Origin of the sequence: Leucobacter sp. PH1c, assembly GCF_000633415.1 — a bacterium.
GTDB lineage: Bacteria > Actinomycetota > Actinomycetes > Actinomycetales > Microbacteriaceae > Leucobacter.
Map to the genome: position 1 here is coordinate 40374 of NZ_AYMV01000024.1, position 21341 is coordinate 61714.

A 21341-nucleotide genomic window follows, 5' to 3' on the forward strand; every position below is an offset into this window, starting at 1 on the left:
CACTCCAGGTCCCACCGACCCGCGCGCTGTTGCGAATGGTTCTCACCAGGCGTTATAGTGATAGCCGTTCTCATTTAGAAAGATCCTCATGACGCTTCACTCCCGCGGCGCTCGCCGCGCACCCCAGCACCTCCTGCGCTCAGGCGCCGCGCTCGCCGCAGTCGCCGCGCTGGCCCTCACCGGCTGTTCCGCCGAGCACGGCGGCAGCGCGGGCGCCGACGGGGACGCGCTCCGCGTCGTCGCGACCACCACGCAGCTCACCGACTTCGCACGCGAGATCGGCGGCGACGACATCGCGCTCACCGGGCTGCTCGCCCCGGGCGGCTCGGCGCACCACTTCGACCCGACGCCCGCGGACCTCCTCGCGCTCAGCGAGGCGGACGTGCTCATCGTGAACGGCGCGGGGCTCGAGACGTTCATCGACGACGCCATCGACGCGTCCGGGTTCACGGGCGAGGTCATCACGGCGAGCGACGGGATCGACCTCGATGAGGCGACCGCGATCACGGCCGAGGGTGAGGCGGAGGCGGCGGGGGAGGCCGCGGCGGCCGATGCCGACCACGATCACGCGGACGAGGAGCACGCGGACCACGACCACGCGAGCGAGGGCGATGCCCACGGCGCCGAGGATCACGCGGACCACGACCACGCGGACCACGACCACGCGGGCGAGAGCGCCGCCGAGCACGACCACGATCACGGCCCCACGAACCCGCACCTGTGGACCTCCCCGCGCTACGCCGCGGACATGGCCGCCCACATCGGCGAGGAGCTCGCCCGGATCGACTCGGCGCACGCCGCCGACTACCAGAGCCGCAGCGCCGCGTACGGCGAGCAGCTCGACGCGCTCGACGTGTGGGCCGCCGCCCAGTTCGCGGCCGTGCCGGCGGCCGAGCGGGTGCTCGTCACGGGGCACGACTCGCTCCGCTACTACCTGCACAACTACGACATCGGCTTCGCCGGGTCGATCCTGCCGAGCTTCGAGGACAACGCCGAGCCGAGCGCCGCCGACATCGACGCGCTCGTGGCCCGCATCACCGAGCTCGGTGTGCCCGCCGTGTTCGTCGAGTCCTCGATGAGCCCGAAGCTCGCCCGCACGATCGCGAAGGAAGCGGGGGTCACCGTGGTCGACGCGGAGTCGCTCTACGCCGACTCGCTCGGGGCGCCCGGTAGCGGCGCGGACACCTATCTCACGGCGACCGTGCACAACACGCGGGTGATCCTGGAGGCGTGGGGCGCGGAGGCGGCCCCGCTGCCCAGTACGCTGCAGTCATGACCGCCGCGCTCGCCCTCGACCAGGCCGCGTTCGGGTACGCGGGCACCACTCGCGTGGAAGGGCTCACGCTCGAACTCCCCGAGGGCGCCGCGCTCGCGCTGATCGGCCCGAACGGATCGGGCAAGTCGACGCTGCTGCGCGGGATCCTGGGCCTCGCCGAGCGCACGGCCGGATCCGCCCGAGTGCTCGGCACCACCCCGGACCGCGCGCGGCGCAGCGTTGGCTCGCTGCCGCAGGCGGACACCCGCGACACGACGCTTCCCGTGACGCTCCGCCAGGTCGTCACGATGGGGCTCTACCGCTCGCGCGGCGCCCTCCGCCCGATCGGCTCCGCGGGCCGGGCCGCCGTGAGCGAGGCGCTCGCCCGCGTCGGCCTCGCCGACTTCGCGCAGCGCCGCTTCGGCGAGCTCTCGGGCGGGCAGCAGCAGCGCGGGATCCTGGCGCGGGCCCTCGTCTCGGATCCGCGCCTGCTGCTCCTCGACGAGCCCTTCAACGGCCTCGACCGCGAGAACCGCGAGGTGCTGCTCGCCCTCGTCGCCGAGCTCCGCGCAGAGGGCCGCACGATCATCGTCTCGACGCACGACCTCGAGATCGCCCGCGAGGCCTGCTCGCACGTGCTGCTGCTCGCGAGCGGCCACGAGCCGAACCAGCCGGGCCACCCCGCGGGCTACGGCCCGCTCGCGGAGGCGCTCACCCTCGACGCCGTGCAGCACGCCTTCCACGACGCGACCGTCGAGCTCGACCACCACACCGTCACGACGACGCGGGAGACCGGGGAGTGATGGAGACGCTCCTCGCGCCGGGCCTCCTGGCCCCGGGTTTCCTCGCGCACAGCCCCGTCGAGGTCTTCGCGCTGCCCTTCATGTGGCGCGCGCTCGTCACGGTCGTGATCCTCGCCGTCGCCGCGGGCATCGTGGGCCTCTTCATCAGCTTCCGCGAGCTCGAGTTCGTGAGCGACGGCCTCGTGCACGCGGTGTTCCCCGGCCTCGTCATCGGCGCAGCGCTCGGCGGCACAGCCGGCGTGCTCCCCGGCGCCGTCGTCGCGGCGGTGCTCGCCGCGGTGCTCTTCACGGTGCTCGAGCACCGCGGAGGCGTGAGCGCCGATGCGGCGATCGCCGTCGTGCTCACGGGGCTCTTCAGCCTCGGCATCGTGCTCGTCTCGCGCCAGGAGGGCTACGTCTCCCAGCTGCAGGAACTGCTCTTCGGCCGGCTGCTCACGGTCACCGAAGCCCAGCTCGCGCAGATCCTCGTGGTGGCGCTCGCCGCGATCGCGGTCGTGGTGCTCACGTGGCGCGCGCAGCTCTTCCGCGCCTTCGACGCCGCGGGCGCGGAGGCCGCGGGCTTCCGGCCCCTCGCCGCGGACATCGCGCTCGGCGTCGCCGTCGCGCTCCTCGTCGTCGCCGGCGTGCAGGCGCTCGGCGTGCTCATGGTGCTCGCGCTCCTCATGATCCCCATGGCGACCGCTCGCCTCATCACCCGCGGCTTCGCGCTGCTGATCCCGCTCGCGATCCTCGTGCCCCTGGTCGCCGGGGTCGCGGGGCTTTGGCTGTCGTTCGAGTGGTCGGTGGGGGCCGGCGCGACGGTGTCGCCCGGCGCGCTCGTCGTGCTCCTCCTCGTGGGCGGCTACGGCATCGCCGCGCTCGTGCGCCTGGCCCGGAGCCGGGCGGCGGCGCGGCGGATCCCGCGCGAGACCGCCCAGCCCGCCGGGCGCGAGCAGGACCGGGCGGTGCGCGCATGAGCTACTTCGCCCTCGCCGCGGTCGAGCTCGTGCTCCTCGGCCTTCTCTCCGGGCTCGCGGGCACGCTCGTCGTGCTGCGCCGCCGCTCCTTCTTCGCGGTCGCGCTGAGCCACGCGACCTTCCCGGGCGGCGTCGTGTTCGCGATCGCCGGCTGGAACCTCCTCCTCGGCCAGGCGCTCTTCGCGCTGCTCCTCGTGCTCCTCATGACCCTCCTCGGGCGGATCCCGGGGCAGGGCAGGCAGGTCACGAGCGGCGTCGTGCTCTCCTTCGGCTTCGCGCTCGGCACGCTCCTCGCGAGCCTGAACCCGGGGCTCGGGATCCCGGTCGAGGCGCTCCTCGTCGGCTCCCCGCTCAGCGTCGCCCCGAGCGATGTGATCGCCACCTCGGCCGTGCTCGTCGCGGTGCTCGCGGCCCTCGCGCTCACGGGGCGCCGGATCCTCTTCCACACCTTCGACCCCGTCGGCTTTACGGCGGCGGGGTTCCGCGCCTGGCCCATCGAGCTCGCCGTCACCGGCGTGATCGCGGCGTCGGTTGTCGTCGCGATGCCCGCCGTTGGCGCGATCCTCGGCGTCGCCGTGATCATCGGCCCCGCGGCCGCCGCGCAGGCGCTCACCGACCGGATCACGTGGATCCCACCGCTCGCCTCCGCGATCGGGGTCGCGGGCGGCCTCGGCGGTCTGTGGCTCTCCCGGGAGCTCGGGATCGCTGCGGGCGGGGCCGTCGGCCTCACGATCACCGCGCTCTTCCTCCTCGCCGTCATGGTGCGCGGGATCCGCCGCTCCGGCTCCGCCCGGCGGCGCCGCGCCGACCGCGCGGGCGGGAAGTTCGCTACGGTGGGGGCGTGACCGGAACGGAGAATCGCGACATGCAGCCGAAACGCAACACCTGGCAGCGTGAGGCCGTGCGCGCGACGCTCGCCGAGGCCCACGGATTCGTGAGCGCCCAGCAGCTGCACCAGTCGCTCCGCGACGGCGGCTCAACGATCGGGCTCGCCACGGTCTACCGCAACCTCGCGGGGCTCGTGGAGACGGGCGAGGCCGACTCGCTGCAGTCGCCCGAGGGGGAGAACCTGTTCCGCTCGTGCGCCACGCAGGGGCACCACCACCACCTCATCTGCCGCAGCTGCGGAGACACCCGCGAGCTCTCCGCGACGGTCGTCGAGGAGTGGACGCAGCGGGTGGGCGCCGAGCACGGCTTCTCGGAGATCGAGCACGTCGTCGACCTGTTCGGGCTCTGCGCGCGCTGCCGGGCGGCGCGCTCGGCCTAGGCGCCGCACGCGCCGGGGTGCGCCGAACGCACCGGGACGCCCCGAACGCACCGGGGCCGGGTGCCGCGGGGATCTCCCGCCGCACCCGGCCCCGGTCGCGTTTCGCCGCTCCTCGCCGCTACTCGCCGGTCTCGGTGAACTCGGTCGGCTCGTCGGGACGGCGCCCGCGTCGGGTGCCGCGCGCCGCCCGGCGCTCGGCCTTCGCCTCGCGCTTCGCGGCCTTCGCCTCGGCCCGGGCCGCCCGCTTCTCGGAGGCGATCGACTCCTGCGCGGCGCGCGCCTCATCGGCGTCGTCGGCGCGGCTGCTCGGCTCGATCCCGGCGGCGAGGGCGAGGCGGCGCTCCCGGCGCTCGGCGCGCTTCGCGAGCTTCTTCTCGCGGCGGCGCTCGATGAGCGTGTAGAGGATCGGCACGAGGATCAGCGTGAGCAGCGTCGAGGAGACGAGCCCGCCGATCACGACGATCGCGAGCGGCTTCGAGATGAAGACGCCGCCGCCCGTGAGCCCGAGCGACATCGGGATCAGCGCGAAGATCGTCGCCGCGGCCGTCATGAGGATCGGGCGCAGCCGCAGGCGGGTGCCGTGCTCGACGGCCTCCTCGAGGCTCGCCCCGGCCTCGCGCAGGCGGTTCACGAGGTCCATGAGCACGATCGCGTTCGTCACCACGATGCCGATCAGCATGAGCAGGCCGATGAGGGCCGGCAGGCCGAGCGGGGTGCCCGTGATGAGGAGGCCGAGGATCGCGCCGGTCGCCGCGAACGGGATCGAGATGAGCAGCACGAGCGGTCCGCGGAAGCTGCGGAACGTGGCCACCATCACGAGCAGCACGAGCATGATCGCCCCGAGCATGGCCGCGCCGAGCTGGGTGAACGCCTCGTCCTGCTCCGCGCTCACGCCGCCGAGCTCGAAGCTCACGCCGGCCGGCAGCTCGGTGTCGGCGATGGCGCGGTCGATCGCGGCGGTGGCCGCGTCGAGCTGCCCCTTCTTCGGCTCGACGGTGAGGCTCACCTGGCGCTCGCCGTCCGCGCGCGTGATCACCGGGGCCGTGAGCTCCTCGCTCACGGTCGCGATCGCGCTGAGGGGCAGCGAGGTGCCGGTGACCTCGGTCGCGGCCTTCTGCTCGGCCTCGGCCGCCTGCTGCTCGGCGAGCTGGGTCGCCGCCTGGGCGCGCGCCTCGCGGAGGCTGACGAGCTGCTGATCGAGTCCCTCGATGCCGCCCTGCGCTCCGGCGATCGCGCCCTGGAGGGCGGCGAGCTGCTCGGCGCGCTCCTGCTGCGCCCGGATCTCCGCCTCCTCGGAGGGGGTGCGGGGGTCCTCGGGGATCACGGGCAGCGCGCTCAGCTGCGCGAGCTGCGCGTTCAGCTCACCGAGCTGCGCGACGAGCTCGCCGCGCTGGGCCGCGGCCTCGGCGATCTGGCTGTTCAGCTCGGAATCCGCCTTGACGCGGGCGTTCTCGGCCTCGGTCTCCGCCTTCGCCTGGAGGGCGTCGGCCGCGGCCTTCTGGGCCTGCGCCGTCTGCTGCGGGGTGACGGGCAGCTGGAGTTCGCCGAGCTGGGCGGCGGTGCGCTCCGCACCCGGGGTGCGCACGACGATATCGCGATCGCGGCCCTCGAGCATGATCTGCCCCACGCGCTGGCCCTCGAGGGCCTCCTGCACGGCGCGGGCCACGGACGCGGGGTCGAAGCCGAGCTGCGCGGCCTTCGCCTCGTCGAGCACGACGCGGACGACGGGCTGCTCACCCGCGAGCTCGCTCCGCACGGAGCGCACGCCGCGCTCGCCCGAGAGCTGCTTCTCGAGCAGCTCGCTCGCCTCGCGGAGCGCGACGGGGTCGTTGCCCCGGATCTGCAGCGCGATGCCGGAGCCGCCGGAACCGCCGACGAAGGCGTCCTGCGTGAGCACCTGCACCTCGCCCGCGTCCTGCAGCGCGTCGACGGCGGCCTGGGCCTCGTCGCTCACGCGGTCGACGTCCGCGTCCTCGGCGAGCTGCACGTCGTAGGTGATCGACGTGGGCGAGCCGGCCGTGCCGACCGGGATCGTCGTTGTGACGTCGCGCACGCCGGAGATCTTCCCGAGCGCCGCCTCGACGGGCTCGGCGGCGGCGACGAGGTCGCCGTCCTCCGTGGTGGGCGGCGTCTGCACGAGCTGCAGGCTCTCGTTCCCGGAGGAGCCGAGGAAGTCGGTCGGGATGAGGCTGCTCATGCCGAGCGTGCCCACGAGGATCAGCACCGAGGAGACGAGCGTGATCACGGGGTGCCGTCGCGTCGCGCCCAGCACGGGCATGATCGCGCGCTGCAGGCGATCCGGCGCCGTGTGGATCTCGTCGAGGTCGGAGTGCTGCTCGGCCTCGGCGACGACGGCGGTGTCCGCGGTGGCTGCGTCGGCGGTGCCTGCCGCGTCTACCGTGCCTGCTGCCGCCGCGCGGCGCTCCTGGCCGCGCATGAACCAGAAGGCGAGCACGGGCACGATCGTGAGCGCCACGAGCAGCGAGGCGAGCAGCGCGATCGTCACGGTGATGGCGAACGGGCGGAACATCTGCCCCGCCATGCCGGACACGAAGGCGATCGGCAGGAACACGGCCACGGTGGTGAGCGTCGACGCGGTGATCGCGCCGGCGACCTGCTTCACCGAGGCCACGACGCCCTCGATCGTGAGCGGGCCGGATCCGCGGCGGCGCGAGATGTTCTCGATGACCACGATCGAGTCGTCGACCACGCGGCCGATGGCGATCGTGAGCGCGCCGAGCGTCAGGATGTTCAGGGTGTTGCCGCTCCACCAGAGGCCCACGAGCGTGATGAGCAGGGAGAGCGGGATCGAGACCGCGGCGATCAGCGTCGAGCGCCACGAGCCGAGGAACGCGAGGATCACGAGCACGGCGAAGAGGAGGCCGAGCCCGCCCTCGACCGAGAGATCGTGGATCGACTGCTCGATGTACGGTGCCTGGTCGAAGATCGTGACGAACTCGGCGTGGAGGCCCGGCGCGAGCCGTTCGAGTTCGGCGTTCACCCCGTGCGAGATCTCGACGACGTTCGCGCCCTGCCCGGGCGAGACCTGCAGCGTGAGCGCGGGCTTCCCGTTGACGCGCGAGATCGACTCGGCGGGCACGGTCTCCGAGTGCACGTCGGCGAAGTCGTCGAGCCGCACCACGCGATCCTCCGCCGTGATCGGCAGCGCCGCGATCTCCTCGACCGAGCTGAGCGCCGTGCCGACGGTGACGGACAGCGGGCCGTCGGGCGACTCCGCCTGGCCGGCGGGGAGCGCGGCGCCGTGCGACTCGAGCACGGGACCGATCGCCGCGGGGTCGACCTTCAGGCGGGCCACATCGGCGGGCCGCAGGTCGATCATCACCCGCTGCTCCTCGCGCCCGGACAGCGTCACCTTCTGCACGCCATCGACGCCCTGCAGCGCCGGCACGACGGACTGCGCGAGCGCGTCACCGAATTTCGCCGGATCGGTGTCCGAGCCGGCGCTCAGCACCATCGCGGGCATGTCGTCGGCCCCGCCCGAGAACACGGACACCTCGGTGCCCTGCGGGAAGGCGGGCTTCAGCGCGTCGGCGGCGGCGCGGATCTTCGCGAGCGTCTCGTCGTCGCTGCCGAACGGCCACTCCACCATGATGTCCGCGGAGCCGCTCGACGTCGTGGACGAGACCTTCGTCACTCCGGGGACGGCGCTCAGCGCTTGCTCGGTCGGCTCCGTGACCGTGCGCGCGAGCTCCTCGGGGGCGAGCCCGGGCGTCTGCACCGAGACGAACGCCATCGGAACCTGCATGGACGGCATGAGCTCCTGCTTGAGCGCGCTCATGGAGAACACGCCGAGCACGGCCACCGCGAGGGTGGTGAGCCCGACGATCAGCCGGTTTCTCAGGCTGGTGCGGGTGAGGAAGGACATGGGGCCTTTCGGGGTGCGGCCTCCGGGCGGCGCAGGCCGCCCGCGCGACCCGTGCGCGGGCCGAGCTCGGCCGCACGAGGCAGGGCAGAACGGTCGAGAATTCCACTCTGTCGGTCCCCGCGGGCCCCCCGCATCGTCCCCTGGTACGACGCGGGTGGTCCCCCGGGATGAATTACGGCGCGGCGGGGGTGGAGCCCGGGTCGGCCGTGGCGCGCGGGTGCACCCACACCCAGTCCGCGAACTTCGCCGTGCGGCCGTCGCCGCTCGACCGCCCCGTGAGCCGGCGCTGGATCCACGGCACCACGTGCTCGCGGGTGTAGCGCAGCTGCTCGCGCGTGGTGGGCGCGCCCACGGGGGCGGCGTCGAGCACCCACTCGCCCGGGGCCGGGTGGCCGAGCGCGCGCAGCACGTTCGCCGCGACGCGGTGGTGGCCGATGGGCGCGAGGTGCAGGCGGTCGGTCGACCAGTACTGCCGTCCCGCGAGCTCCGCGTCGTTCCAGTTGTCCGCGAAGCGGATCCCGAGCCGCGCAGCGATCGCGCCAGCGGCGGCCGTCAGCTCGTCGCCCTTCTGGCGCACGCGCCCGCCGCCCGGCAGCCCGCCCGTCGGGTTCGCCCCGGCGAGGAGGAGCGGCTCGATCCCCGCGTCCTGGATGCGGCGGAGCGCCTGCTCGGTCTCCTGCGCGATCCGCGCGAGATCGGTTCCCGGGCGGAGCATGTCGTTGCCGCCGCCGTTGAAGCTCAGGAGCGTGGGCGCGAGCGCGATCGCCGGCTCGAGCTGCTCGCGCACGATGGGGCCGAGCAGGCGGCCGCGGATCGCGAGGTTCGCGTACTGCACGGGCCGGCCGCTCGCGTCGGCGAGGCCCTGCGCCACGAGGTCGGCCCAGCCGCGCACCGAGCCGTCCGGCTGCTCGTCGCCCACGCCCTCCGTGAAACTGTCGCCGATCGCGACGTAGCGGATCGCTGCCTGCTCCTCGTGCTCGCTCACGCCTCCACCCTACGCCCGCGGGGCGGATCCGCAGCGGAGCGTGCGAGGATGGGGCGATGGAGTGGTCGGGGCAGCGTGTGTTCGGAATCGGGGCGGGCGCCCTTCTCGGCGCCATGCTCGGCGTGATCCTCCTGTCTGCGGCGCGCGGCACGCCGCTCGCCGTGATCGCCGCGGGCCTCGTGCTGCTCGTGCTCGTCGTGAACCTCGTCGTCTCCGAGCGCATGGTGAGCCGCGTGATCACCCGCGCGGCGCAGCGCGCCCAGCTCATCTCCGCCGGCTACGCGCCCGGCGAGCCCGCCCCGGCGCGCGTGCACCGTGTGTTCGGCCGCGGGGTCGGCCAGGTCGCCACGATGGTGTGGCCGGGCGCGCAGGAGCCCGCGCGCCTCGCGATCCTCCACGTGCTGCCGCAGCACGCGCCGCCGCGGAGCGTGTACGCGCTCCTGCCGCTGCGCTACGGCATCGAGCGCGGCGCCGCGGCCGCGGTCGTGCTCGATCCCAGCCATCCCGACATCGCGATCCTCGACGACCGGGTGCCCGCGGATACGCTGCACGCGATCGCCGCGGATCCCCGCTGGGCCACGGTCCGCGTGCCCTCCATGTTCGTGCGCCAGGGCGGCCCGGAGACGATCGCCGCGAGCGTCGCGGGGCTGCTCCTCGTGCTGCTCGCGGGGGCACTGCTCGGCTAGGCGTGCGACACGCCCGGCTTGCGTTGATCCCGGCGATCGCGTAAGCTTTCCCCTTGGCTGTGCGCCGTCCCAGTGCACAGACCGCGCGGGTGTGTTCGCCCGTGCTCGATTCCGGTCGAGCGCGAGAGGCGGCCCGTGCAGACAAGAAATCTTGGGTGAGGCCGTCCGGCCTCACGGTATGAGAGGAAACATCATGGCAGCAGTGTGCCAGGTGACCGGAGCCGTTCCCGGCTTCGGACACAACATTTCGCACTCGCACCGTCGCACCAAGCGTCGGTTCGATCCGAACATCCAGAAGAAGACCTACTTCGTGCCCTCGCTCGGCCGCAAGGTGACGCTCACCCTGTCGGTCAAGGGCATCAAGGTGATCGATGCCCGTGGCATCGAGGCTGTGGTTGCTGATCTGCAGAAGCGTGGGGTGAAGTTCTAATGGCGAAGGACAAGGACGTACGTCCGATCATCAAGCTCCGCTCGACGGCAGGGACCGGGTTCACGTACGTGACCAAGAAGAACCGCCGCAACACCCCCGACCGCCTCGTGCTCAAGAAGTACGACCCGGTGGTCCGCAAGCACGTTGATTTCCGAGAGGAGCGCTAAGCATGGCTAAGAAGAGCATGATCGCCAAGAACAAGCAGCGTCAGGCCATCGTTGCGCGCTACGCCGAGAAGCGTCTCGAGCTGAAGAAGGCCCTCGTGGACCCCAACGGGACCGACGAGAGCCGCGAGGCCGCTCGCGTGGGCCTGCAGAAGCTCCCCCGCAACGCTTCGCCCGTGCGCGTGCGCAGCCGCGACGTCATCGACGGCCGTCCCCGTGGCGTGCTGACGAAGTACGGCGTCTCGCGTGTGCGTTTCCGCGACATGGCGCACCGCGGCGAGCTGCCCGGCATCACCAAGTCGAGCTGGTAAGCACCGGTCCGCAACACTGAAGCGGGCGTGGATCCTGAGGGGTCCGCGCCCGCTTTTGTGTTCCCAGCGACACGCCGGACTGAGAAATCCCTCTCCAGATCCGCGGAAAGTCGCCGATCTGGGGTAGATTCGTAGCGATCAACCGATCGGACCCTCCAAATCGGTGGGACACCTGAACCAGATCAGGGGCTCGGCCACTAGGTGTCGTCGCCCTGGAAGGACACAACATGGCACTCAACAAGACCGAGCTTGTCGCTAAGATCGCCGCTGAGACCGGCCAGAGCCAGGCCGCCGTTTCCAGCGTGATCGACGGGCTGTTCGCCGCTGTCTCCGACACCGTCGCCGCGGGCGAGAAGGTGTCGATCCCCGGCTGGATCTCGTTCGAGACCGCGACCACCGCCGCACGCACCGGCCGCAACCCCCGCACCGGCGAGACCATCGACATCCCCGCTGGCAAGCGCGTCAAGGTGTCGGTCGGCTCGAAGCTCAAGGCTGCCGTGAAGTAATCACGCCTCCCGATCAGCACCCCCGCGGCCTCGCCGCGGGGGTGCTGTCGTTTGTCCGGAGCTGAGCCGCCCCGGCCCAGCCGTCGGGCGCTGATCTGGCTCACACCGGGGAGGACGTAGGCTAGATGCGTGCCTCGGTTTATGCGTGTTCTCGCCCCTGCCATCCTGCTCGCGGCGACCCTCGCGGCCCTGCTCGTCGGCCTCGCGATCGGCGGCGCCGCGGCGGAGCGCACCCTCGCCGATCCCGGCACCTTCATCCGCTTCGCGGTTCCCACGGCGCGCACCATCGTCAACGTCGCGATGGCGGGCCTCATCGGCTCCGTCGTGATGGCGGTGTGGGCGCTCGCGAGCGAGAAGGCCGAGACGCGGGTGGCCCTCGACCTCGCCGCGGGCTCGGCGGCCGTGCTCACGGTCGCGAGCGCGGCAACCCTCATCTTCACCTACGTCGACCTCTCGGGTCTCCCGTTCTCCGGCGACTCGACCTTCGGCGCCGGCCTCGCGCAGTTCGTCACCGAGATCGAGCTCGGCCAGCTGTGGCTGCTCGAGCTCCTCCTCGCCGCGGTCACCACGGTGCTCGCCTTCGCGATCCGCGGCCGCAAGCTCACCCTCCTCGTGCTCGTCGCCGCGCTCGTCACGGCGCTCCCGCTCGCGCAGCAGGGCCACGCGGCAGGCGCCTCGGGCCACGCGCAGGCCGTGAACTCGCTCCTCGTGCACCTCGTGGGCGCCGCCATCTGGCTGGGCGGCCTGCTCACCCTCATCTTCGTGGCGTTCGTTGTCGACCGGAAGCGGCTCTCGCTCCTCACCTCGCGCTACTCCACGCTCGCGCTCTTCGCCTTCATCGGCGTCTCGGCCTCGGGCGTCGTGAGCGCCTGGCTGCGCGTGGGCACGCTCGACGCATTGTTCGGCACGGGCTACGGCAAGCTCGTGCTGCTCAAGACGGCGGCGCTCGTCGCCCTCGGCATCTTCGGCGCGATCCAGCGCACGCGCCTCATCCCGCGGATCGCCGATTCGGATCGCGGCCGCGGCGCGTTCGCGTGGTTCGTCATCGCGGAGCTCGCGGTGATGGGCATCGCGAGCGGCGTGGCCGGCGCCCTCGGCCGCACCGCGACCCCGGTGTCGTTCGAGCCGCTGCGCGACGGCGGCAGCAAGGTGAGCCCCGCCGAGTGGCTCACGGGCGATCCGCTGCCGCCCGAGCTCACGCCCATGAGCTACCTCACCGAGTGGAAGTTCGACCTCGCCTGGGCGCTCGTGTGCGTGTTCGGCCTCGCGCTCTACCTCGGCGCGGTGATCCGACTCGCCCGCCGCGGCGACCGCTGGCCCATCGGCCGCACGATCCCCTGGATCCTCGGCATCGCGTTCCTCTTCTACACGACGAACGGCGCGCTCAACGCCTACGAGCAGTACCTCTTCAGCACGCACATGCTGGGCCACATGGCGCTCACGATGCTGATCCCGCTCCTGCTCGTGCTCGGCGCTCCCGTGACGCTCGCACTGCGGGCCACCGAGAAGCGCCACGACGGCTCGTGGGGCGGCCGCGAGTGGATCCTCTGGGCCGTGCAGACGCCGTACTCGAAGGTCATCACGCACCCCGCCGTCGCGGCCGTCGTCTTCGCCGGCTCGCTCTGGGTGTTCTACTTCACGCCCATCGCCCGCTGGGCGGCGTCCGAGCACCTCGGCCACCAGTGGATGATCATCCACTTCCTGATCTCCGGCTACCTCTTCAGCCTGTCGATGATCGGGATCGACCCCGTGCCCTACCGCTTCCCGTACCCGCTGCGACTCGTCACGCTCTTCGCGACGATGGCCTCGCACGCCTTCTTCGGCGTGACCATCATGACGGGCGACGCCCTCATGCTCGCCGACTGGTACGGCGCGATGGGCCGCACCTGGGGCGCGACGCCGCTCGAGGATCAGTCGACGGGCGGCGGGATCGCCTGGGGCATCGGCGAGCTGCCGACGCTCGCGCTCGCGCTCGTGGTCGCCGTGCAGTGGTCGCGCAGCGACGACAAGGAGCAGAAGCGCAAGGACCGCGCCGCCGATCGCTCGGGGGACGCCGAGCTCGTCGCCTACAACGAGATGCTCGCCGCGCAGGCGAAGCGCGACGGCCGGATCGCGCAGCGCTAGCCGCGCAGCGCTCGCCGGGCCAGGCAGCGCAGCGCTCGCCGCGCAGCGGGATCCGGCGCTGCGGCGTCCCGCGCCCGACGCGCCCTACGCGCCCTACGCGCCGGGGGCGCCCGCGTCGGTCGCGGTGACGTCGGCGCGGTGGAAGTTCAGGTGCGAGCGCGACGCGGTGGGCCCGCGCTGGCCAAGGTAGCGAGAGTACGTCGCCCCGGCGCCGTACGGGCGATCCGCGGGGGAGGACAGGCGGAAGAAGCAGAGCTGCCCGATCTTCATGCCGGGCCACAGGCGGATCGGCAGGGTGGCGACGTTCGACAGCTCGAGCGTCACGTGGCCCTCGAAGCCGGGGTCGATGAAGCCGGCCGTGGAGTGCGTGAGCAGGCCGAGGCGTCCGAGCGAGCTCTTGCCCTCGAGCCGAGCCGCGACGTCGTCGGGGAGGCCGACCTGCTCGTAGGTCGAGCCGAGCACGAACTCGCCGGGGTGGAGGATGAAGCCCTCCGCGGGATCGACCTCGATGAGGCGCGTCAGCTCGGGCTGCTCCTCGGCCGGATCGATCACGGCGTACTTGTGGTTGTCGAAGAGCCGGAAGTAGCGGTCGAGGCGCACGTCGACGCTCGAGGGCTGCACCATCGAGGCATCGCTCGGGGACAGCTGGATTCGGCCCGACGCGAGTTCGGCGTTGATGTCGTGGTCAGAAAGCAGCACGGGATCGATTCTACCCGGCGCGGGGGCGGCTCCGGGAGCCTGGGTGGGGCCGCGGGCGCGGCCGGTTCCTGCGGCTGGATACAATCGGAGGGTGGGGACGGGCCCGCCGCCCCGCGTGCCAGAGCCGGCGAGAGGATGGCGACATGGGCGTGCCCGGACTGCGCGGCGCAGACCACATCGGAGTGACCGTTCCCGACATGGCGGAGGCGCACGAGTTCTTCACCGAGATCCTCGGCTGCGCGCACGTCTACAGCCTGGGGCCGTTCTTGCCCGAGGGCAGCTGGATGAGCGAGCACCTGAACGTGGACGACGCGACGGTGATGCGCGAGATCCGCTTCTACCGCTGCGGCAATGGCACCAACTTCGAGGTGTTCGAGTACGAGGCGCCGGACGCCGCCGCCGTGCCGCCGCGCAACAGCGACGTGGGCGGGCACCACGTGGGCTTCTACGTCGACGACCTCGACGAGGCGGTGCGCTTCCTCGAGTCCCGCGGCGTGCGGGTGCTCGGCAGCCCGACCTCAAGCTCGGGCGCGAGCGCTGGGCAGCGCTGGGTGTACTTCCTGGCACCGTGGGGCATGCAGTTCGAGCTGGTCAGCTTCCCGGAGGGGAAAGCGTACGAGGCCGACGCCCCGGTGCGGCTCTGGGACACGCGCGCGTAACCGCCGCGCGGTGCGGCGGGATGCGCCGGGCGGTCTGCCGGCGGCCCTAGTCGGGGGAGCCGGCCTCCTGGAAGATCTCCGGGTGCTGCGCGAGGCTCAGGCGCGTGCGGCGGATGTGCGCGTGCACGATGCGCTCGGCCTCGTCGACGTCGCCGCGCTCGATCGCGAGCACGAGCAGCTCGTGCTCGAGGTGCACGGCGCGGTTCGTGTGCACGCCGTAGATCTCCGAGAACGCGCGTCGGTAGTGCTGCGTCGTGTTCCAGAGGCGCGCGACGAAGTCGCCGAGCATGCCCGTCTCGGCGCCCGAGTAGCTCAGGCTGTGGAAGTCGCGGTCGAGGCGCAGGAACTCCTCGATGCTGCTCGTCTCGCGCATCGCGTCGACGAGCTCGTGGAGCCGGGCGATCGCCGCGGCGTCGAGGCCAGGCACGCTCATGCGCACGAGGAGCGGCTCGACGCGCTCGCGGATCTGGTAGACCTCCTCGCACTCCTCGAGGCTCAGCTTCGCCACCCACGCGCCCGTGTTCGCGACGAGGGTGACGAGGCCCTCCGCCTCGAGCAGGCGCAGCGCGTCCCGCACGGGGAGGCGGCTCGCGCCGAAGCGTTCGGCGAGGTCCTCCTGGACGATGCGCTCCCCGGGGAGGATCTCGCCCGCGAGGATCATGCGGCGCAGGTCCGAGGCGACGCGCTCGCTGGCGCTGATCGAGCGTGCGGGTCGAGCCGTCATCGGTGGGCGCTCCAGGGGCTGTCTGCGAGGAGCCGGGTGCTCCTCAATGGATCGTAGCGTTTCTCCGCGCGGATGCGGCGCGTCGCGCGGCTCAGTACCAGTCGCCGCCGACGGTGAGCCCGCCGTCGGCGAGCAGGGTGTGCCCGGTGACGAACGAGGCGTCCGGGCCGGCGAGGAACTGCACGGCCGCGGCGATCTCGGCGGGCTCCGCGAATCGGCCCTGCGGGGTGCGGGCGAGGATCGTGGAAGGGTCGAGTTCGCCGCGCGCGATGAGCCGGTCGGTGAGCGCCGTGCGCACGTAGCCGGGAGCGATCGCGTTGACCCGCACCCCGCTCGCCGCCCACTCGACGGCGAGCGTGCGGGTGAGCCCCGTCACGGCGGCCTTGGCCGCGGTGTAGGCCGCGCGGCCGGGCATCCCGGCGAACGCGGCGACGCTCGCGACCGTGACGATCGAGCCGCGCGTCTCCCGGAGTGCGGGGTACGCGGCGCGGCAGACGCGCATCGTGCCGGTCACGTGGATGTCGAGGAGCGCGGAGAACGCCGCGTCGGTGATGCGCTCGCTCGGCTCGGGTCGCGCGATCCCCGCAGAGTTGATGACGCTGTCGAGGCGCGCCTCGGTCGCGCGAACGCTCGCCACGGCGGCGTCGACCGAGGCCGCGTCGGTCACGTCGCACGCGACGCCGCGCGCGCGGTCCGCGCCGAGCGCGGCGACCGCGACGCGGAGCTGATCCGCGTCGCGGTCGGCGAGCACGACCGCCCCGCCCTGGGACGCCCAGCGCTCCGCGCAGGCGAGGCCGAGCCCGGAGGCGCCCCCGGTGATGAGGGCGACGGGGCGGGACGGTGTCGTCATGCCAGTGCTCCTCCCGGCCTAGCGCCGCGTCCGCTGGCCGAGCTCGGCCGTGGGGATCTTCGCGGTCTCGGGGGTGAGGAAGGCGCAGAGCGCCGAAACCGCGATCCCGCCGGCCGCGAAGAGCGAGACGCCGAGCCAGTTGTTCGCGTCGCCGTTGATCGCCTGCGCGATCGCCGGGGCGAAGCCCGCGAGCACGAGGCCGAGCATCAGGCTGATCGCCATGCCGCTGTAGCGCACCTGCGCGGGGAACTGCTCCGGGAAGAACGACGGGTAGATGCCGTTGGCGCCGGCGTAGGCGAACGACATGAGCAGGATCCCGAGCACCCAGACGAGCCAGGTGTTGCCGGGGCTCGCGTGCGAGAGTGCGGCGAAGTACGCGATGACGAGCACGATCATGCCCACGCACCCGCTGATGAAGACGGGGCGGCGGCCGATCCGGTCCGAGACGTGGCCGAGGAAGGGGATCATCACGAGCGTGCCGAGGTTCGAGACGGTGATGAGCGCGAGCATCTCGCCGTTCGAGATCCCGGCGACCTGCGTGCCGTAGGACAGCGAGAACGTGCTGAACAGGCCGACCATGAGGAGGAAGAGCGCCATGCCCGCGATGCGCAGCATGGTGAGCGGGTAGTTCTTCAGCAGGTGGAACAGCGGCACCTTCACCGTCTGCTCCTGGGCCTGCGCCTCCTCGAACACCTCGGGCTCCTTCAGGCGGCGGCGCATGAAGACGGTGACGATCGTCACGAGGATGCTGAGCAGGAAGGGGATGCGCCAGCCGAAGGAGAGCATGAACTCCTCGGGGAGCATGTTCAGGGGGATGAAGATCGCTGAGGAGAGCACGAGGCCCGCCGTCGCGCCCGCGATCGTCCAGCTCGCGAAGAAGCCGCGGCGATGCTCGGGGGCCGTCTCCATCGACAGCGAGGCCGAGCCGGGCGACTCGCCGCCCGCCGAGAGGCCCTGCAGCAGGCGCATGAGCACGATGAGCACGGGGGCCCACATGCCGATCGTCGCGTAGGTGGGCACGATGCCGATGATGAACGTCGCGACGCCCATCATCACGATGCACGCCATGAGCGCGGTCTTGCGCCCGAGGACGTCGCCGAGCCAGCCCCACATGATCGCGCCGAGCGGGCGCGTCACGTAGGAGACGCCGACGGTGGCGAGCGCGAAGATCTGCCCGGCGCCGCCCTCGGCGGGGAAGAACAGCGGCTGCAGGTAGAGTGCGGCCGCCGTCGCGAAGATGTAGAAGTCGTAGTACTCGAGCGTGGTGCCGACGAAGCCGGAGGTCGCCGCGTTGCGGGCGTTCTGCAGCTGCTCGGGCGTCGGGGGAGCCGCTGCGGGCGCAGCGGTCTGGGATGAGCTCATGGGGGTCCTTTCGTGATGAGCGCCGGTGATGATCACTGAGGTGATGGGGCGGGTCAGCCCGCCATGAAGAGGCCGCCGTTCACGTGCACGACCTCCCCGTGGACGAAGCTCGCGGCATCGCTGAGCAGGAAGGCGATCGCCGAGGCGACCTCCGCGGGAGTGCCGTCGCGGCGGAGCGGCGTCGCCGCGATCCACTGCTCGCCCTGGGTTGCGCGGGCGTCTGCGGTCATCGCCGTGTCGATGATGCCGGGGGAGACGGCGTTGACGCGGATCCCGCTCGGGCCGAGTTCGAGCGCGAGGGAGCGGGTGAAGGCGATCAGGCCGCCCTTGCTCGCGGAGTAGTGCGCGTGGCCGTGGCTGCCGCGGTGGCCGGCGACGGAGGTGAGGGTGACGATCGCCGAGCCAGCGGCCATGAGCGGGATCGCGCGCTTCGTGAGGAGGAAGACGCCCTCGAGGTTGACCTGGTGCACGCGCCGCCACAGCTCGTCCGCCGTATCGACGACGAGGGACTCGGGGTAGATGCCCGCCGAGGGCACGAGAGCGTCGATGCGCCCGAACTCGCGCCGGGTGAAGTCGATGAGGCGGTCGATGCTCTCGGGATCCGCCGCGTCGAGCGCGACGCCGACGGCGCGGCCCGGGAGCTCCCCGAGCTCCGCGGCGCGGGCGGCGACGGCCTCCCCGTCGAGATCGGCGAGCACGACAGTGCCGCCCGAGCGCACGAGCAGCTCGGCGAGCGTGCTGCCGATCCCGCCGGCCGCGCCCGTGATGACCGCGACGGTCTCGCGGAAGTCGAAGGTGGTGCCGCTCATGAGTGCTCCTTTGCGTGTGCGCCTGCGATCTGCTCCGGGGCCTGCGCCGTTCTGGCGTGCCGCTCGGGGGATCAGATCAATGTATCCAAACTGCTCCGAGCTGCAACCTTATCTCACCCGGCGGGCCGCGCAAGACACGATCCCGAGAATCTCGGAAGATTCGAGCGGATTCGCGCGGTACCGTCGGAAATCGCGGGATCCGGCTGGGTCGCTGCTGTGCCTCACCTGTGCCGGATGCGCGTGTTGTGCATCCGCGCCGGGATGATCTAATGTATCCAATTGCTGACCGAGGCGTGCCGGGCCCAAGCCGTGCGCGCCGATCCCCAGCGCCAGCGCTGACGCACAGACGGAGAGACACATGCCAAGACGCCGCAAGCTCGAGACCGGGGTGTCCTGGGTCGAGCTGACCACGACCGATGCCGATTGGAAGCAGGCCGATCCGCAGCTGCTCGCCACCATGCTCGGGGAGATGCACCTCATCCGGGCCTTCGAGGAGACGGTGCTCGAGCTCGCCGGGGCCGGCCTCGTGCACGGGCCCGCCCACTCCAGCATCGGCCAGGAGGGCGGCGCCGTCGGCTCGATCCTCACGCTCCGCTCGAGCGACGGCGTGAACGGCTCGCATCGCGGCCACCACCAGTTCCTTGCCAAGGCGATCACGCACGTCGCCGACGGCGCACTCGCCCTCGACCGGCTCGTCGACGCGCCCATGCAGACCATGCTCGACCGCACGCTCTCTGAGATCCTCGGCCTCGCGGCCGGCTTCTCCGGCGGGCGCGGCGGCTCGATGCACCTCCAGTGGCTCGAAGCCGGCGCCCTCGGCACGAACGCGATCGTGGGCGGCGGCGCACCGCTCGCGGGCGGCAACGCCTGGGCGCAGCGCTTCGCCGGAACCGACGACGTCACGATCAACTACTTTGGCGACGGCTCCAGCCAGATCGGCTCCGTGCTCGAATCGATGAACCTCGCCGCCGCGTGGCGCACGCCCGTGATGTTCTTCATCGAGAACAACCTCTACGCCGTCTCCACCCACGCGAGCGAGGCGTCTGTCGACACCCGCTTCTCCGTGCGCGGGCAGGGCTTCTCGATCCCCGCCTGGCGCGTCGACGGCATGGATCCGCTCGCCGTGCACCTCGCGACCCAGGACGCGCTCGCCCGCATGCGCGCCGGCGAGGGCCCCGCCATCATCGAGGCCGAGGTCTACCGCTTCTTCCACCAGAACGGGCCCTTCCCCGGGAGCGCCTTCGGCTACCGGACCAAGGACGAGGAGCGCGAGTGGCGCGCGCGCGATCCGCTCGCGCTCGTCGCCCGCAAGATGCGAGAGCTCGGCCACGCGAGCGACGCCGAGCTCGACGCCGTGCGCGAGCAGGCGCAGCAGGCGATGTCCGACGCCGCCGCGAAGCTCGTCGAGCAGGACCCCGAGCGCGAGGGTAAGCGCCGGATCGTGCCCGCGCTCTGGCCCGATCCCGCCGTCGTCGACACCGGCATCCGCGGCGACGCGAGCGAACTCGACGCCCTCGACGCCCGCGAGCCCGCCGAGATCGGCGGCGAGTGGCGCGACCTCAAATTCGTCGACGCCGTGGCCGAGACGATGGCCCGCCGCATGGCAGACGACCCTCGGGTCGTCGTGCTCGGCGAGGACGTGCACCGCCTCGGCGGCGGCACGAACGGCGCCACCAAGGGGCTCGTGCAGCAGTTCGGGCCCGAGCGCGTCGTCGGGACGCCGATCAGCGAGAACGCCTTCTTCGGCTTCGCGACCGGCGCGGCCCTCGATGGCCGCATCCGCCCCATCGTCGAGTTCATGTACCCCGACTTCATGTGGGTCGCCGCCGACCAGGTGTTCAACCAGGCCGGGAAGGCCCGCCACATGTTCGGCGACAACAACGCCGTGCCCCTCGTGCTCCGCACCAAGGTCGCCATGGGATCCGGCTACGGCTCGCAGCACCTCATGGACCCCGCCGGGATCTTCGCCACGCAGGCTGGGTGGCGCATCGTCGCCGCCTCCTCGGCCGCCGACTACGTGGGGCTCATGAACGCGGCCCTCGCCCTCGAGGATCCCGTGCTCGTGATCGAGCACATGGACCTCTACGGCGCAGCCGACCGCGTCCCCGCGGGCGAGCTCGACTACATCATCCCGCCCGGCAGCGCAGCGATCCGCCGCGCGGGCGCGGACGTGACCGTGCTCACCTACCTCTCGATGGTGCAGCACGCGCTCGCCGCCGTGGAGGAGACCGGGATCGACGCCGAGGTGATCGACCTCCGGTGGCTCGACCGGGCGTCGCTCGACTGGGAGACGATCGGCGAGAGCATCCGGAAGACGAACGCCGTGCTCATCGTCGAGCAGGGCGCGCAGGGCCCGGCCTACGGCGCCTGGCTCGCGGACGAGATCCAGCGGCGCTTCTTCGACTGGCTGGATCAGCCGATCGAGCGCGTCACCGGCGGCGAGGCGAGCCCGAGCATCTCGAAGGTGCTCGAGCGGGCCGCCATCGCCGGCACCGAGGAAGTGGTCGCCGGGCTCGAGCGCGTGCGCCAGGCACTGGGAGGGAACTGATGGCCATCATCGTACGCATGCCCGAGATCGCGACCGGCACGGATTCGGCCGGGATCGCCGGCTGGCTCGTCGCCGTCGGCGAGGAGGTTGCCGTGGGGCAGCCCCTCGTGGAGATCGAGACCGAGAAGGCGACCGTCGAGTTCGAGGCCGAGAGCGCCGGCACCCTTGCCGGGACGCTGCTCGCGCCCGGCACGAGCGCGTCCGTCGGCACGCCGATCGCCGTGCTTGCCGTCGCGGGGGAGTCCCTCGAGGCCGCGCTCGCGGCTGCGGGGGTGGGGGGCGAGGCGGATCCTGCGCCTGCTGCTGCTGCTGCTGCT

The 21341-nt window shown here is 72.2% G+C and carries 21 protein-coding genes; 14 read left to right on the forward strand and 7 right to left on the reverse strand.

The window, feature by feature from the left end:
• Positions 1-88: 88 nt before the first annotated feature.
• Genes U874_RS0108970 through U874_RS0108990 form a run of 5 tightly spaced genes read left to right on the forward strand, consistent with a single transcriptional unit; the run spans position 89 to position 4281 of the window.
• Complete coding sequence (locus tag U874_RS0108970; RefSeq protein ID WP_025134207.1) at positions 89-1276, forward strand: metal ABC transporter substrate-binding protein; 1188 nt, start codon at positions 89-91, stop codon at positions 1274-1276.
• Positions 1273-2058: a metal ABC transporter ATP-binding protein gene (locus tag U874_RS0108975; RefSeq protein ID WP_025134208.1), complete on the forward strand. Its 786-nt coding sequence runs from the start codon at positions 1273-1275 to the stop codon at positions 2056-2058. The genes U874_RS0108970 and U874_RS0108975 overlap by 4 nt, the downstream gene beginning before the upstream one ends.
• Complete coding sequence (locus U874_RS0108980; protein WP_025134209.1) at positions 2058-3014, forward strand: metal ABC transporter permease; 957 nt, start codon at positions 2058-2060, stop codon at positions 3012-3014. The genes U874_RS0108975 and U874_RS0108980 overlap by 1 nt, the downstream gene beginning before the upstream one ends.
• Positions 3011-3859, forward strand: coding sequence for a metal ABC transporter permease (locus U874_RS0108985; RefSeq protein WP_025134210.1), 849 nt, complete (start codon positions 3011-3013; stop codon positions 3857-3859). The genes U874_RS0108980 and U874_RS0108985 overlap by 4 nt, the downstream gene beginning before the upstream one ends.
• Before the next feature lie 20 nt (positions 3860-3879).
• The gene (locus tag U874_RS0108990; protein ID WP_025134211.1) at positions 3880-4281 is read left to right on the forward strand and encodes a Fur family transcriptional regulator; all 402 of its coding nucleotides are present in this window, start codon (positions 3880-3882) and stop codon (positions 4279-4281) included.
• Between the two features lie 118 nt (positions 4282-4399).
• Here U874_RS0108990 and U874_RS0108995 read toward each other — a convergent pair whose 3' ends face one another.
• Together U874_RS0108995 and U874_RS0109000 are read right to left on the reverse strand one after the other, a co-directional pair.
• Complete coding sequence (locus U874_RS0108995; RefSeq protein ID WP_025134212.1) at positions 4400-8167, reverse strand: efflux RND transporter permease subunit; 3768 nt, start codon at positions 8165-8167, stop codon at positions 4400-4402.
• A 172-nt stretch (positions 8168-8339) separates the two neighbouring features.
• Positions 8340-9152: an SGNH/GDSL hydrolase family protein gene (locus U874_RS0109000; protein ID WP_025134213.1), complete on the reverse strand. Its 813-nt coding sequence runs from the start codon at positions 9150-9152 to the stop codon at positions 8340-8342.
• A 56-nt stretch (positions 9153-9208) separates the two neighbouring features.
• On the opposite strand from U874_RS0109000, the gene U874_RS0109005 reads away from it, so the two are divergent.
• The 6 genes from U874_RS0109005 to U874_RS0109030 all read left to right on the forward strand — a co-directional run bounded on the left by U874_RS0109005 (position 9209) and on the right by U874_RS0109030 (position 13373).
• A complete protein-coding gene (locus tag U874_RS0109005; protein WP_025134214.1) occupies positions 9209-9838 on the forward strand; it encodes a hypothetical protein in 630 nt (209 codons plus the stop codon).
• A 193-nt stretch (positions 9839-10031) separates the two neighbouring features.
• Positions 10032-10268: a 50S ribosomal protein L28 gene (gene rpmB, locus U874_RS0109010; protein WP_025134215.1), complete on the forward strand. Its 237-nt coding sequence runs from the start codon at positions 10032-10034 to the stop codon at positions 10266-10268.
• Positions 10268-10435 (forward strand): 50S ribosomal protein L33, encoded by a 168-nt coding sequence (rpmG, locus tag U874_RS0109015; RefSeq protein WP_025134216.1) that lies wholly within the window; start codon positions 10268-10270, stop codon positions 10433-10435. The genes rpmB and rpmG overlap by 1 nt, the downstream gene beginning before the upstream one ends.
• 2 nt (positions 10436-10437) lie before the next feature.
• A complete protein-coding gene (rpsN, locus tag U874_RS0109020) occupies positions 10438-10743 on the forward strand; it encodes a 30S ribosomal protein S14 (protein WP_025134217.1) in 306 nt (101 codons plus the stop codon).
• 227 nt (positions 10744-10970) lie between these two features.
• Positions 10971-11249, forward strand: a complete 279-nt coding sequence (locus U874_RS0109025; protein ID WP_025134218.1) for an HU family DNA-binding protein — start codon at positions 10971-10973, stop codon at positions 11247-11249.
• 141 nt (positions 11250-11390) lie between these two features.
• Positions 11391-13373 (forward strand): cytochrome c oxidase assembly protein, encoded by a 1983-nt coding sequence (locus U874_RS0109030; RefSeq protein WP_036058049.1) that lies wholly within the window; start codon positions 11391-11393, stop codon positions 13371-13373.
• Positions 13374-13466: 93 nt separating this feature from the next.
• Here U874_RS0109030 and dcd read toward each other — a convergent pair whose 3' ends face one another.
• Complete coding sequence (gene dcd, locus U874_RS0109035; protein ID WP_025134220.1) at positions 13467-14072, reverse strand: dCTP deaminase; 606 nt, start codon at positions 14070-14072, stop codon at positions 13467-13469.
• Positions 14073-14215: 143 nt separating this feature from the next.
• Between dcd and U874_RS0109040 the strand changes: the two genes are divergently transcribed.
• Positions 14216-14731: a VOC family protein gene (locus tag U874_RS0109040; RefSeq protein ID WP_025134221.1), complete on the forward strand. Its 516-nt coding sequence runs from the start codon at positions 14216-14218 to the stop codon at positions 14729-14731.
• 46 nt (positions 14732-14777) lie between these two features.
• Here U874_RS0109040 and U874_RS0109045 read toward each other — a convergent pair whose 3' ends face one another.
• The 4 genes from U874_RS0109045 to U874_RS0109060 all read right to left on the reverse strand — a co-directional run bounded on the left by U874_RS0109045 (position 14778) and on the right by U874_RS0109060 (position 18476).
• Positions 14778-15455, reverse strand: a complete 678-nt coding sequence (locus U874_RS0109045) for a GntR family transcriptional regulator (RefSeq protein ID WP_025134222.1) — start codon at positions 15453-15455, stop codon at positions 14778-14780.
• 91 nt (positions 15456-15546) lie between these two features.
• Positions 15547-16305, reverse strand: coding sequence for an SDR family NAD(P)-dependent oxidoreductase (locus tag U874_RS0109050; protein WP_025134223.1), 759 nt, complete (start codon positions 16303-16305; stop codon positions 15547-15549).
• A gap of 18 nt (positions 16306-16323) precedes the next feature.
• Complete coding sequence (locus U874_RS0109055; RefSeq protein WP_025134224.1) at positions 16324-17667, reverse strand: MFS transporter; 1344 nt, start codon at positions 17665-17667, stop codon at positions 16324-16326.
• A 53-nt stretch (positions 17668-17720) separates the two neighbouring features.
• The gene (locus U874_RS0109060; RefSeq protein ID WP_025134225.1) at positions 17721-18476 is read right to left on the reverse strand and encodes an SDR family NAD(P)-dependent oxidoreductase; all 756 of its coding nucleotides are present in this window, start codon (positions 18474-18476) and stop codon (positions 17721-17723) included.
• 358 nt (positions 18477-18834) lie between these two features.
• Between U874_RS0109060 and U874_RS0109065 the strand changes: the two genes are divergently transcribed.
• Both U874_RS0109065 and U874_RS0109070 read left to right on the forward strand, forming a co-directional pair.
• Positions 18835-21024 (forward strand): thiamine pyrophosphate-dependent enzyme, encoded by a 2190-nt coding sequence (locus tag U874_RS0109065; protein WP_025134226.1) that lies wholly within the window; start codon positions 18835-18837, stop codon positions 21022-21024.
• On the forward strand, positions 21024-21341 hold a 318-nt coding region (locus U874_RS0109070; RefSeq protein WP_029988082.1), incomplete at its 3' end, for a biotin/lipoyl-containing protein. The genes U874_RS0109065 and U874_RS0109070, both read left to right, overlap by 1 nt.

Excerpts from the sequence above, each read along its gene's own strand:
- U874_RS0108970 (WP_025134207.1), top strand. The coding sequence starts at position 89 with ATGACGCTTCACTCCCGCGGCGCTCGCCGCGCACCCCAGCACCTCCTG.
- U874_RS0108975 (WP_025134208.1), top strand. The coding sequence starts at position 1,273 with ATGACCGCCGCGCTCGCCCTCGACCAGGCCGCGTTCGGGTACGCGGGC.
- U874_RS0108980 (WP_025134209.1), top strand. The coding sequence starts at position 2,058 with ATGGAGACGCTCCTCGCGCCGGGCCTCCTGGCCCCGGGTTTCCTCGCG.
- U874_RS0108985 (WP_025134210.1), top strand. The coding sequence starts at position 3,011 with ATGAGCTACTTCGCCCTCGCCGCGGTCGAGCTCGTGCTCCTCGGCCTT.
- U874_RS0108990 (WP_025134211.1), top strand. The coding sequence starts at position 3,880 with ATGCAGCCGAAACGCAACACCTGGCAGCGTGAGGCCGTGCGCGCGACG.
- U874_RS0108995 (WP_025134212.1), bottom strand. The coding sequence starts at position 8,167 with ATGTCCTTCCTCACCCGCACCAGCCTGAGAAACCGGCTGATCGTCGGG.
- U874_RS0109005 (WP_025134214.1), top strand. The coding sequence starts at position 9,209 with ATGGAGTGGTCGGGGCAGCGTGTGTTCGGAATCGGGGCGGGCGCCCTT.
- rpmB (WP_025134215.1), top strand. The coding sequence starts at position 10,032 with ATGGCAGCAGTGTGCCAGGTGACCGGAGCCGTTCCCGGCTTCGGACAC.
- rpmG (WP_025134216.1), top strand. The coding sequence starts at position 10,268 with ATGGCGAAGGACAAGGACGTACGTCCGATCATCAAGCTCCGCTCGACG.
- rpsN (WP_025134217.1), top strand. The coding sequence starts at position 10,438 with ATGGCTAAGAAGAGCATGATCGCCAAGAACAAGCAGCGTCAGGCCATC.
- U874_RS0109025 (WP_025134218.1), top strand. The coding sequence starts at position 10,971 with ATGGCACTCAACAAGACCGAGCTTGTCGCTAAGATCGCCGCTGAGACC.
- U874_RS0109030 (WP_036058049.1), top strand. The coding sequence starts at position 11,391 with ATGCGTGTTCTCGCCCCTGCCATCCTGCTCGCGGCGACCCTCGCGGCC.
- U874_RS0109040 (WP_025134221.1), top strand. The coding sequence starts at position 14,216 with ATGGGCGTGCCCGGACTGCGCGGCGCAGACCACATCGGAGTGACCGTT.
- U874_RS0109045 (WP_025134222.1), bottom strand. The coding sequence starts at position 15,455 with ATGACGGCTCGACCCGCACGCTCGATCAGCGCCAGCGAGCGCGTCGCC.
- U874_RS0109050 (WP_025134223.1), bottom strand. The coding sequence starts at position 16,305 with ATGACGACACCGTCCCGCCCCGTCGCCCTCATCACCGGGGGCGCCTCC.
- U874_RS0109055 (WP_025134224.1), bottom strand. The coding sequence starts at position 17,667 with ATGAGCTCATCCCAGACCGCTGCGCCCGCAGCGGCTCCCCCGACGCCC.
- U874_RS0109060 (WP_025134225.1), bottom strand. The coding sequence starts at position 18,476 with ATGAGCGGCACCACCTTCGACTTCCGCGAGACCGTCGCGGTCATCACG.
- U874_RS0109065 (WP_025134226.1), top strand. The coding sequence starts at position 18,835 with ATGCCAAGACGCCGCAAGCTCGAGACCGGGGTGTCCTGGGTCGAGCTG.